Origin of the sequence: Acinetobacter lanii (assembly GCF_011578285.1) — a bacterium.
In the GTDB taxonomy this organism is placed as follows: Bacteria; Pseudomonadota; Gammaproteobacteria; order Pseudomonadales; family Moraxellaceae; genus Acinetobacter; species Acinetobacter lanii.
Window position 1 is genome coordinate 1,682,918 of the sequence record NZ_CP049916.1, and the last position, 12,305, is coordinate 1,695,222.

Consider the following 12,305-nt stretch of genomic DNA (forward strand, 5'->3'; position numbering starts at 1 on the left):
GACTTGCAGTGGGATGAGCAAAATCAGCTTAAAGCCTCAACCTCGATGAAGCCCGATGGATGTGGTGGGCAAGAGATTATACAAACACAGTACTGTTATGATCCATTTGGTCGAAGGATAGCGAAGCAGAGTCAAACCTATAAAAAAGAAATCATTACACAGCAAATTCAAGCCAAAATACAGCACGAAAAAGCTAACTCACAAAACTCAAAACCAACAGTGAACCATCAACTGGGTTCGTCAATGAACTTAAGTTTGGGTGGATCTACACACTCAGCTATATCTACGCATTTAAATACCAATCGATCTAAGATTATTCGACCTGCCAAAACGATACAAACTGAGTCCACACAGTTGATTCAAAAACAAGCCGTGTGGAATGTTTGGGATGGTAATCGAATACTGCAAGACCACAATGGTAAGCATGTATTCACCACAGTATACGAAGCGGATAGCTTTGTACCATTGGCGCGTCTCGTTTGGTTAGATAATCAACTGACCCAAGCAGCGAATGATGAATCAACTTCCAAAACAAATATAGAAAAACTGGATCAACTGAAACATATTGCTCTACAGAATCTTGGTGAACTTGAAGGATTACATTTAAGTCAGACTCACATAAAACAAGCCAGTAACGATGAACCTCCGAAACCTAAACACAATCAACATCAATTGTATTGGTATCAAAATGATCACTTAGGTACACCAAGAGAATTGACTTCAAAGAATGGGAATATTGAGTGGGAGGCGGTGTACCAAGCGTGGGGCAATACGGTTACCGTTGAGTGGCAAGAGGTAGCACAAACTCAAGAGCTAAATCCAATTCAGTTGAATGCTACTGAGCAAAGTTATTTATTGCAACCGCATCGTTTTCAGGGACAGATTTATGATGTTGAAACAGGTTTACATTATAACCGTTTCCGCTATTATGACCCTGATGCTGGGCGGTTTATCAGCCATGATCCAATTGGATTAGCAGGGGGTGATAACAATTTTCAGTATGCGCCGAATCCTATTGGATGGATTGATATTCTAGGCTTATCATGTGAAAAAGCTTCTAAAATTGATTGGGGCAGAAAAGGGTTTAGTAAGGGTAAATTAAGTATACATTATCAAAAACATGTTATAGATCAGAAAGAATTTGGAGATATTACTCAAACTCAATATTTGGGAAAAGCTAAAGAATTTGCAAGAGCTTCAAGTGCAGAAATGCAAACAGCGTCAATAGGCAAAACCTTTTTTGTTAAGGCAAATAATGTTACGGGTGAAGTTTTAGTTGGACACATTAAATCTGGAGAAATTAGAACATATTATAAAAATGATGGAAGAAGTATTGATCCATTTCAAGATGCTATTGATCATGCTGTTGAAGAACAAAAAAGATTAGGTAATTGTCCTGATGTTGAAAAGTGTAAATGAGGAATAAATATGAATAGAAATGAAGCCTTTGAGTTGCTTGCAAGGGAAAATTTTTTAAATTTAAGTGAAAAAAATAAAATTGATATTTTAACTGATTTTTGGTTTATTTATGAGGATGATAATAACTATGATATTCAATTATTGACATATTTGAAACAACATTCTCCAGAAGATGTAGAAAAGTATAATAGTATTTTTGATCCAATTATAATTGATGGCTTAAAATTTAAGTATCGAATCTTTAATAATAAATATTTAGCTCAGCTTTTAAATATCGATATTGTCGTAGGAAATGAAAAAGAAGGGATTTTTAAATGTCCTTGTTGTAATTTTTACTCTTTAGATTCTCAAGAGGGTTATGATATATGTGCTATTTGCCTTTGGGAAGATGTAGGTTCAAATCAAAATAATTACTCTAGTGTAAATCGTAGTACATTAGATAATTATAGAATAAATTTTTTTAAAAAAAATAATAAAAAAGAACTTATGGATAAGTATATTCATGATGATTAGATGATTAGATGATTAGATGATTAGGGCTTTGTTGCACAAAGCTGTTCTTAAGGGCTTTTTCAGAAATATAATTTTCAGATGAAGAAACCTACACCTAAAATCTACCGTATAACAAATTGGTCTACATACAACCGAGTGATGTGGTTCTAGGATTTTAGACCACGCCTATAAGTGATAATCTACTCCCCAATAAGCATGGGAAATGCTTGTTTTTGGAGTCAACCATGACACGAAGAAAACGTCGTAATCATTCAGCAGAGTTTAAAGTTAAAGTTGCTCTCGCAGCAATTAAAGGCGACCACACACTCGCTGAACTTTCTACTCAATTCGATTTACATCAAAACCAAATCATCGATTGGAAAAATCAACTGCTTGAGCAATCAGTCAATATTTTTTCACGACCAACAGCACAACAAGAACCAGAGATTGACCTCAAAGCTCTACATGCCAAGATAGGACATCAGGCATTGCAAATTGATTTTTTAGAAGGTGCGCTCAGAAAAATAGGGCAGCTGAGCGGCAAAAAATGATCGATAAGACCCATCAACTTTCGGTACGACAACAATCGCAATTGATTCAAATCAATCGCAGTACGTTGTATTACAAGCCCAAAGAGATTTCATCAACTGATTTGAGTTGGATGCGTCTAATCGATGAAATTCATCTCGACTACCCATTTATGGGCAGTCGAATGATACGAGATATGCTACAGCGTCAAGGACATCAAATAGGTCGGCGTAAAGTCCGACGTTTAATGCGCTTGATGGGAATACATGCCTTGTATCCAAAACCCAATACCAGTAAGCCTAATCTTGCACACCGTATTTTCCCATATCTGTTGAAAAACATGGTCATCGATCACTCTAATCAAGTCTGGTGTACAGATATCACGTACATTCCTATGGCTAAAGGCTTTGTCTATCTGTGTGCAATTATAGATTGGCATAGTCGTAAAGTACTGGCTCATCGAGTATCGATCAGTATGGAAACAGACTTTTGCATAGATGCGTTGCAAGAAGCAATTGTGAAATATGGTTGTCCAGAGGTGTTTAATACAGACCAAGGCAGTCAATTCACAAGCGAGGCATTTTTGAATGAGTTAAAATTGCGAAATATCCGTATCAGTATGGATGGGAAAGGACGATGGATGGATAATGTGATGATTGAGCGTTTATGGCGCAGCGTGAAGCATGAGGAAGTCTATTTGAAGGCTTACGATACGGTTAAACAAGCGAAACAATCACTTGCTGAATATTTGGATTTTTATAACATGATACGTCCTCATTCAAGTTTGAATAAGGCAACACCGGATGAATTTTATGATGAACATTTACTAAAAGTAATGGCAGCATAATTTAAATATTTAGAGCGGATTTATCACTTATAAAACTGAATTGAGTGGTCTAATTAACGGAACCACATTATATGGTTCAATTAAAATTTAGAAGGAAATATATGCAAGGCTTACATTTATATATAAAACCTACAACTTCATTTGAAGCTTTTGTAGAAGTAGTTGGAGAAATTATAGGTTACCCTATTATAAATTATGAAACGGATCGTTATGATGAATATCCCGGTTATGAGATTGATTATGATGAAACTTTAATTACTATACTGGGAGTACCTCCAGATTTAGAAAACTTAAGAGAGATGTTCCCAGAAGAATTCGGCTTTGGTGAAAAAGCCGAAACTTACCAAGTATATATTCGTTTTAAAACATTACCTTTACAGATAAATGATATTTTAAACATTGATTATATATCAGATAAAGATTTTGGTGAAAATTTAATTCAACAATTAATCAACAAAGGTTTTGAGATATCTGACACTTACCCACCCTGTTATTTATCTGATGAAGATGAATAATTAAATATAGATTTTCAAAAATATGGAGTTGAGCTTCTAGATAAAGAATATCAACGGCTTTGTTGCACAAAGGTTTGAAAGGTAGAGCTACCCTAAGTGAACCAAATTTAAGTGGCAACTTGGGTATGAGGACGCCCTAATTCTGTAAATCTGTTGAGTACTGCTACACGTGCATGAATCTCGTTCACCTGACTCGGGAAACGCCTAGCCATTAATTTATCACCTAATAACTTGATGCAATGCATCTTGGTTTCCACCAAACTTCGACGATGATAACCCGACCACTTTTTCCAAAGAGATCTTCCTAGCCGTTTGACTGTTTTCAATAACTCATTGCGCTCTATAGATCTTGCTTGTTGATCTTTCCAGGGCTTTGCATTCCTCCTTGGTGGAATGACCGCATGTGCATCTCGATCTATAATGACTTGTCGGCAGTGCTTTGTGTCATAAGCACCATCTGTATAGACTGAATCAATTTTCTCATCCAATGGGATTTGAGCAAGTAAATCATCTAACACTTGTGAGTCGCTGACATTATTTGTAGTGAGCTGTACAGCACGTATTTGCAAGGTTTCGGCATCTATAGCAATATGAAGCTTACGCCATTGGCGACGATATTCAGGCCCATGTTTCTTACATTTCCATTCGCCTTCACCTAGAAACTTCAAACCAGTAGAATCCACGAGTAGATGGAGACCATCGCTACTTTTTTGATAGCTAATCGCAATATCAATATACTTTTGCCTTCTGCATATAGTTGAATAATCCGGTGCTGTCCAATCTAATCCACAGAGTTTGATGAGGCTCTGAACAAAACCTGTGACCATACGTAAAGAGATTCGGAATAGAGATTTGATCATTAAGCAGCACTGAATAGCTGTATCAGAATAGGTTTGATTTCTTCCGTGTTTACCCTGTTGTTGAGCATACCATTGAGTAGAGGGATCAAACCAAATGGAAATATTTCCACGATTTATTAGAGCACGGTTATATGAGGACCAATTTGTTGTACGATAGATTTTTTTTGGAGCAGGCTTTTTCATTAGGGAATTATATTGCTGAAAAAGCTTTCAGTGGTATGTTTGTGCAACAAAGCCAATATCAACTCCAAAACGGCTTTGTTACATGCATGTTTAAGTTATTCATCTTAATAAATTTTATTTTTGGTGGATAATTAATTACAACTTTTGAAATCATATGGTTATGAAAATTTCGGTAGTGTCTAAATGTGACGTGTTAACCACCTATCTTTCATGTCTTGATTGTATTTTAATAAAAATAGATGCAAGACAGCTTCATGATTTTCTTTCTTCTTCGAAAAGCTTAAAGTTTTCTGTGTAAAACGCCCTAAGCGATTTCTTAATGTGGCATTGAAACGCTCAACATGGTTGGTTAAACCTGTATGTTTACCTACAGAGCGATGGGTATCAGGATCAAATACCTCAGCATAACTTGACCAATAATCACTACAGGTTGCTAAATTAAAGTAGCTTGTGGGAATACGGCAACGTAAATCAGTACACGTTTTATCATTACGCTGACCACACATAAGCCACTACTTGGCGTGTACGATGGCAGAGTGCAATCCAAGTCCAAACCTTATGGCGACGGGCTTTTACGAAACTCCATAACTCATCAAGCTCAAGGACATCTGTTGGATGAGCATCAAGTAATTCGTCACTCAGTTTCCTGCTGTTTACTTTTTTTTATCCAGCCCATCAGTGTTTCAGGTGCAACACCGAATAGACGCTGCATGCCTCTCAAACTGCCTCGTTCAAGATAGGTACTGATAATGAGTTCTTTCTGTTCTTCGGTATATTTAATTTTGGGTTTGAGTACACTAGAGCGCCCACAATCTTTACATCTGAACTGTGCATTTCCACTTTTGTTGTGACCATTCTTATGGATATTGGGTGATTGGCAACGGGTGCAGACATAAGTTGTCTTTTCTATGATCATGTTAAAGGTTTATTGCTCAGACATTTTCACGTCTATTCTAAATTAAAACACGTTGTTTTTGTACACTACCAAAACTATAAATAGGAGACTCAGCTCCTATTTATAGTTGATTTTTAGCATTTAAATTGTAAATTAATGCGAGTGTCTTGGTAAGTTGTCTGGACGAATCACATTAAGATGCAAAGTTGCAGGCTCAAGACAGCCACCTGTAGAGAGTTGTCCGACCATGCTTCGGTAAATCTCTTGCCATGGCGTTTGCGATGGTGGAACATTTGGCGTCCATGCTGCACGGCGTTGCTGTAACTCTTCATCTGAAATCAATACATTTACAGAACGATTGTTGAGATCAATACGTAATTTGTCATTGGTTTTCAGAAGTGCAATACCACCACCTACAGCAGCCTCAGGTGACATATTTAAAATGGATGGACTTGCTGACGTTCCACTTTGACGACCGTCCCCTAAACAAGGGAGTGAATCGATGCCTTTCTTAATTAATTCAGTCGGTGGTGCCATGTTCACCACTTCAGCACTGCCTGGATAACCCACGGTGCCTGCACCACGAATCACCAAAATACAATGCTCATCAATATTCAATTCACCGTCATTGATGCGTGCATGATAATCCTCAGGTCCTTCAAACACGATGGCACGTGCTTCAAAGCTATTTTCTTCATTAGGATTAGACAAATAGGTTTTTCTAAAGGCTTCACCCACGACTGACATTTTCATAATGGCGCTGTCGAAGAAGTTTCCGCTTAAGACAATAAAACCTGCACCATGTTTTAATGGCTCATCATAGGAGAAAATCACGTCAGCATTTGAGGTTTGAGATTGACTGGCAATTTCACCCATGGTTTTACCACTGACAGATGCACAGTCTTCATGCAATACACCCGCTTTTTGCAATTCATGCATTACCGCAGGTACACCGCCAGCACGATGGAAACCTTCGCCTAAGTATTTTCCGGCAGGCATACAGTTTACAATCAATGGAATGTCTTCGCCCACACGTTGCCAATCATCTAGGGTCAGTTCAATTCCCATATGACGTGCAATCGCAATCAAATGAGGCGGGCAGTTACTTGAAGCACCTAAAGCTGATGCAACAGCAATGGCATTTTCAAAGGACTTTTTGGTCATGATTTTCGATGGTCTTAAGTCTTCTTTGACCATTTCACAAATACGTTTACCCGTGATATAAGCCATTTGACCCCGTTCACGGTATGGCGCAGGGATACTGGCACACGTCGGTAAAGACATCCCGAGTGCTTCTGCTAACGCATTCATAGACAGTGCAGTACCCATGGTGTTGCAGTGTCCCACTGAAGGGGATGCCGAAGTGGTCATTTCCATGAACCCTTCGTAGTCAATGTCACCTGCTGCCAACAAATTACGAGCATGCCAAATCACTGTGCCTGAACCGATCAGCTCACCTTTATAATGACCATCTAACATTGGGCCACCAGAGAGCACAATGGCAGGTAAGTCGGTGGTTGCAGCCGCCATGAGGCAAGCAGGGGTAGTCTTATCACAACCTGTTGTGAGGACAACGCCATCCAAAGGATAACCATGTAAAATTTCAACCAGACCCAAATATGCCAAATTACGGTCAAGTGCTGCAGTAGGGCGTCTAGATTGCTCAGCAATCGGATGCACTGGAAACTCCATCGGAATACCACCCGCATCACGGATGCCTGCTTTCACACGTTCTGCCAACTCTTTATGGTGACGGTTGCACGGGGTTAAATCGCTTCCCGTTTGTGCAATACCAATGATTGGACGTCCAGACTGTAGTTCTTCACGTGTCAAACCGTAGTTCATGTAACGTTCAACATAAAGTGCGGTCATGTCTGCATGGGAAGGGTCGTCAAACCATTCCTGACTACGTAAAAAAATCCGTTTACTTTGATCTGTCATGCTAAACCCTTCGATCTTGTTGATTTACAATGCGATATTTATTTGAATGCTGTCAGAGCAGAGCATAGGCGGTGTGACCTATGTCTGCTATTCCACTTAAGCCTAATAAAAGCTGAAATTTAAAGTAATTCGCGTTGTTTTAAATTACGAATCAAAGAGCTAATCCCAAAATTCCATGGTTTGGCTTTATCACTGGTCGTGACAGTATTGTACAAGGTGCCTAATTTTGGACTATGAATACGTACCACATCATCGACTTTATGGGTAAAACCACCGCCTAATTTTTCACGATCTTGGGTAGGCGCAAATAAAGTCCCTAAGAACAAGACAAAGCCATCTGGATATTGATGGTTTTCATTTAATGTTTGCTGTGCTAGATCTGCTGGATCACGGCTAATTTGTGACATTGAGCTGAGACCTTTCAACACAAAATCGTCTGTACCTTTAATCTCAAGTTCAACGTCACATGCACGTACATCATCAAGATTAAAGCTGTCGTCGAATAAACGAATAAATGGGCCAATTGCACATGATGCATTGTTATCTTTGGCTTTGCTGAGTAACAGTGCGCTACGTCCTTCGAAATCACGTAAATTAACGTCATTACCCAAGGTTGCCCCTAAGATTTTACCTTGGCTGTTAGCCACCAAAACCACTTCAGGTTCAGGGTTGTTCCATTCAGACTTCGGATGAATACCAATATTTTGACCCGTGCCTACCGCTGCCAAAACAGGGGCTTTAGTAAAAATTTCTGCATCTGTCCCAATACCCACTTCAAGGTACTGTGACCACATATTTTGTTCAATCAAATACTGTTTAAGTTCAAGCGCTTTGTCAGAACCTGGCTGAATTGATCTTAAGCTGTCGCCAATGACACTTTGCACCACTTGACGAATATTTTGTGCTTTGTCTGCATCGCCAGCGGCTTGTTCTTCAATCACACGCTCTAACATACTTGCTGCAAATGTTACCCCTGCAGCTTTAATCACTTGTAAGTCAATAGGCGCTAGGAAATAGGCTTGACTCGGATTTGGGTTGTCCGTTGTATTTGCCAGTAAATCATCAATCCGACCTACAGACGGTAGCTCAAGATTGGCCAGCACTTGAGCAGGATGATCAATTTCAAGCAATTCAGAAATGGTGCTAAATTCTGATGAAAGATCAAACACTTGATCGTCTTTTAACAAAACAGGCGAAGGTCCAGCGATATGGTGTGGAATCCATGCACGCCCAATCAAGCAACCTTGAGTACCGTCAGTTGGTAATGTGTTTTGAGAATTTAGTGTAAAGTTCATGTAAATCATCCATGTATTTCATAAATTGATAATAGGAGTTACAATCAATAAACACCAATGGTAATAATTTAGTTATCGATAGCTTAAAGTTATCAAAAAAAGGAATTTAGTGATGGGTGAATTAAGTTATTCAAGTTTGAATAATTGGCTTAAGTACAAGCACTTAGTGTTGTTGGAGACCTTATCTCGAACCAATAATATGCACTTAGCAGCTGAACAAATGAACTTAAGTCAGCCCGCAATCAGTAAAATGTTGAAAGAAATTGAAAGCCTATTGGGATTTCAAATTTTTGAGCGATTGCCACGCAGTATGCCTGTGACTGCATTGGGGCAACATGTGATTCAGTACGCACGACGTGTGCTCAATGATGCACGGCATTTTGTTGAAGATATTGAAATGATGCGTCAAGGCGGTCATGGCTTTTTAAAAATTGGCGGTATCTTTGCTGCCACTGCAGTGATTATCCCGAGTTCGATTATAGAAATTAAGAAAAAATGGCCGATGTTATCCATTGATGTGGTGGAGCAAACCAGTGATCATTTGATGGAAATGCTCAGTGAACATACCCTAGACCTTGCTATTGGTCGTTTAACCCAAGTGACGCAACAACAATTTTTTGACTTCCAGCCTTTGGGCCCTGAGCCATTTTGTATTGTGGTCAACAGCGAACACCCGTGTGCCCATAAGACGTTCTGTCAGTTGGAAGAACTGATGAAATGGCCGTGGTTGCTCTATCCTAAGGGAACCCCAATTCGAGAGCGTATGGAAGGGGCATTTACCCGTGCCAAAGTCAATATTCCCTTAAATACCATCAACACCATGTCCATGCAGACTTTCTTACAAATTTTGATGAGTGCACCGATGATTGCTATGTTGCCTGAAGCCATGGTGAGTCAGCAGGTCAAAGAAGGAAAATTAAGTATTTTGCAGACAGATTTGGTGTTAGACGCACAAGACTATGGGATTTTGACGCGTAAAGGCGAACCAATTTCAGAGATTGCTCAGACTTTTATTGATATTTTATTAAACAATGCCAATAAAACGCAGCTCAATACAGTTACTTAATAAAAAAAAGCCGATCTATCAGAATAAACCTGATAGATCGACCGAGTATAAAACCAAAATTCGTTTTAACCTTTAAATAAAGTCTCTGCCACCCCTTGAATGCCCAAACCATGAATGGCAAATACACTGCCACGCAATTGATTGTCACCTGGGAAACGAGGAAGCGGCGGTTGTGACATAGATGTCACATATAAAACATCTAGATTTTTTCCACCAAAAGCCATACTGGTGACTTTTTTCACCGGCATATCGATCACACGCTCAATTTCACCCTGAGGCGAGTAGCGTACAATTTTTCCTGAATAGACTTTTGCGCTCCAGATAAAACCTTCGCTGTCTACAGTAGCACCATCGGCAGAGCCACCATCTTGGGTGTCAATGGTACATAACACTTGTTTATTACTGAGACCTTCGTTCCCGCTGCTGTAGTCGTATGACCAAATTTCACCTTCCCATGTATCGGCAAAGTAAAATTTATCACCGCTTGGACTCCAGCAAACGCTATTCGACGTATTGATATTGCTTTCTAACTTTTCCAAGCTGAAATCCGTATTAAGACGATACAGGGAACCTGTCTTTTCATCTTCCATACGATTCATAGAACCAAAAACAAAACGTCCCTGACGGTCAACCCCACCATCATTCAAACGATTATATGGCATATCAGGTTCAGGGTTGGTAATGAAGGTCAGTTCACCCGTTTCAAAGTCTAGGCTATATAAGCCATCTTCAAGTGCAACAATCGCACCATTATGATTTTCTCTTAATGCATAAGAGCCGACTTTTTGATGGGTTTCCCAAGCACGTAAATTTGCACCCGACTCATCACAGGAAAATAAACGACCGTCAACAATATCGACCCAAAATAAACGTTGTCGAATCGGATCCCAAGTTGGGACTTCACCTAAACGTGTTTTAATGTCGACAAAGACTTTAATTTCCATATCTCAATTCCTGTTGCTTGCGTGCTAATCGCCTAATTTTTTAATTGAACTTTCATTAAAAATTAAATTCGCATGTTAGTCACCTGACCAATGAATACCAATGATTTAAAATGACTATACGATGAACTTAAGTTATCAGTCGAAATTCTAATTCAGGTCAAATCAGAAAAATATTCGACAAATGAATGATATAAAAATAATTTCAATATTAAGTTTGTCTAAATAATAATCACAGGTTATCGGTGTTTAGCGATATGTCATTGGTAATTATGCGCCAGCATGCTTATTTATACAGCATAGCGAAAGTGGATTCGCTCGTAACATATAAGAATGAAGGATGATCGATGAATATTTTAATCACAGGCGGTACTGGTTTTATCGGTAAACAAATTGCTCAGAAACTACTTGATCTCGGCACGATCCAGTTCGATGAGCAAGCCCCTGAACAGATCAAAAAAATCACGTTATTTGATGCTTTTTCAGGAGAAGATTTACCTCAAGACCCACGTATCCAAGTGGTCACAGGTGATATCACCGATCGTGAATTGGTGTCTCAATTGACTCAAGACATTGATGTGGTTTGGCATTTAGCAGCCGTGGTCAGTTCTGCAGCTGAGGCAGATTTTGATTTAGGTATGAACGTCAATTTATATGGTCTATTAAATCTACTCGATAGTATTCGTGCGCATGGCAATCAACCGCGTGTCATTTTTGCCAGTGGTTGTGCCGTATTTGGCGGAGATTTACCTGAAATCGTAACAGATAAGACTGTGGTGACACCGAAGTCGTCTTATGGCATGCAAAAAGCAGTAGGTGAACTTCTGGTCGCAGATTATTCACGTAAAGGCTTTATTGATGGTCGTGTACTGCGTTTACCGACCATCGTGGTTCGCCCAGGTAAGCCGAACAAAGCAGCGTCTACTTTCTTTAGTTCCATTATTCGTGAACCGTTAAAAGGTGAAACAGCCGTATGTCCTGTACAAGCAGATACGCCAGTGTTCATCACCTCACCACGTCGTTGTGTTGAGTCAATGATTCAAGCGGCAAGTTTGTCTCCTGAGCGTTTAGGCGACAATCGTATTATTCCACTGCCTGGTCTAACAGTCACTGTCCACGAGATGTTAGAGGCACTCAAACAAGTCGCAGGTCAATCAGCAGTTGATTTGGTGAAATGGGAAGAAGACAAAACCATTCAACGTATTGTACAAAGCTGGCCCGTTCAGGTTGAAGCTAAATACGCAGAATCTCTAGGTTTTAAAGCAGATAGCAACTTCGAAAGCATTATTCAAGCACATATCGAAGACACCAAAGAGTAATGGC

Annotated in this window: 11 protein-coding genes and 1 pseudogene; 6 read left to right on the plus strand and 6 right to left on the minus strand. The window is 39.4% G+C overall.

Annotated features, from left to right (window positions below; all coding sequences use genetic code 11):
• Positions 1-3: 3 nt before the first annotated feature.
• The 4 genes from G8D99_RS15790 to G8D99_RS07900 all read left to right on the plus strand — a co-directional run bounded on the left by G8D99_RS15790 (position 4) and on the right by G8D99_RS07900 (position 3,801).
• The gene (locus tag G8D99_RS15790) at positions 4-1,419 is read left to right on the plus strand and encodes an RHS repeat-associated core domain-containing protein (protein ID WP_264821747.1); all 1,416 of its coding nucleotides are present in this window, start codon (positions 4-6) and stop codon (positions 1,417-1,419) included.
• A 9-nt stretch (positions 1,420-1,428) separates the two neighbouring features.
• On the plus strand, positions 1,429-1,932 hold the full coding sequence (locus G8D99_RS07890) for a CPCC family cysteine-rich protein (RefSeq protein WP_166324154.1): 504 nt from the start codon (positions 1,429-1,431) through the stop codon (positions 1,930-1,932).
• A 224-nt stretch (positions 1,933-2,156) separates the two neighbouring features.
• A protein-coding gene (locus G8D99_RS07895) for an IS3-like element ISAcsp5 family transposase (RefSeq protein ID WP_166322579.1) occupies positions 2,157-3,286 on the plus strand; the annotation gives its coding sequence in 2 pieces (ribosomal slippage) (positions 2,157-2,409 and positions 2,409-3,286; 1,131 coding nt in all).
• Positions 3,287-3,357: 71 nt separating this feature from the next.
• A complete protein-coding gene (locus tag G8D99_RS07900; protein ID WP_166324157.1) occupies positions 3,358-3,801 on the plus strand; it encodes a hypothetical protein in 444 nt (147 codons plus the stop codon).
• Positions 3,802-3,908: 107 nt separating this feature from the next.
• Here G8D99_RS07900 and G8D99_RS07905 read toward each other — a convergent pair whose 3' ends face one another.
• The 5 genes and pseudogenes from G8D99_RS07905 to G8D99_RS07930 form a co-directional block, all read right to left on the minus strand.
• The gene (locus G8D99_RS07905) at positions 3,909-4,844 is read right to left on the minus strand and encodes an IS5 family transposase (RefSeq protein WP_166324160.1); all 936 of its coding nucleotides are present in this window, start codon (positions 4,842-4,844) and stop codon (positions 3,909-3,911) included.
• Positions 4,845-5,023: 179 nt separating this feature from the next.
• Positions 5,024-5,486 (minus strand): annotated as a pseudogene (locus G8D99_RS07910) (IS1 family transposase).
• The gene (locus G8D99_RS07920; protein WP_166323682.1) at positions 5,479-5,760 is read right to left on the minus strand and encodes an IS1 family transposase; all 282 of its coding nucleotides are present in this window, start codon (positions 5,758-5,760) and stop codon (positions 5,479-5,481) included. The pseudogene G8D99_RS07910 and the gene G8D99_RS07920 overlap by 8 nt, the downstream one beginning before the upstream one ends.
• Positions 5,761-5,892: 132 nt before the next feature.
• The gene (locus G8D99_RS07925) at positions 5,893-7,680 is read right to left on the minus strand and encodes an IlvD/Edd family dehydratase (protein ID WP_166324167.1); all 1,788 of its coding nucleotides are present in this window, start codon (positions 7,678-7,680) and stop codon (positions 5,893-5,895) included.
• Between the two features lie 119 nt (positions 7,681-7,799).
• Positions 7,800-8,975 carry a fumarylacetoacetate hydrolase family protein gene (locus tag G8D99_RS07930; protein WP_166324170.1) on the minus strand — a complete coding sequence of 392 codons (1,176 nt, stop codon included), beginning with the start codon at positions 8,973-8,975 and terminating at the stop codon, positions 7,800-7,802.
• Positions 8,976-9,087: 112 nt separating this feature from the next.
• On the opposite strand from G8D99_RS07930, the gene G8D99_RS07935 reads away from it, so the two are divergent.
• Entirely contained in the window at positions 9,088-10,041 is a 954-nt protein-coding gene (locus G8D99_RS07935) for a LysR family transcriptional regulator (protein ID WP_166324173.1), read from the plus strand.
• Between the two features lie 65 nt (positions 10,042-10,106).
• Here G8D99_RS07935 and G8D99_RS07940 read toward each other — a convergent pair whose 3' ends face one another.
• Positions 10,107-10,985 carry an SMP-30/gluconolactonase/LRE family protein gene (locus G8D99_RS07940; protein WP_166324176.1) on the minus strand — a complete coding sequence of 293 codons (879 nt, stop codon included), beginning with the start codon at positions 10,983-10,985 and terminating at the stop codon, positions 10,107-10,109.
• Between the two features lie 344 nt (positions 10,986-11,329).
• Between G8D99_RS07940 and denD the strand changes: the two genes are divergently transcribed.
• On the plus strand, positions 11,330-12,301 hold the full coding sequence (gene denD / locus G8D99_RS07945) for a D-erythronate dehydrogenase (RefSeq protein ID WP_166324179.1): 972 nt from the start codon (positions 11,330-11,332) through the stop codon (positions 12,299-12,301).
• Positions 12,302-12,305 lie beyond the last annotated feature (4 nt).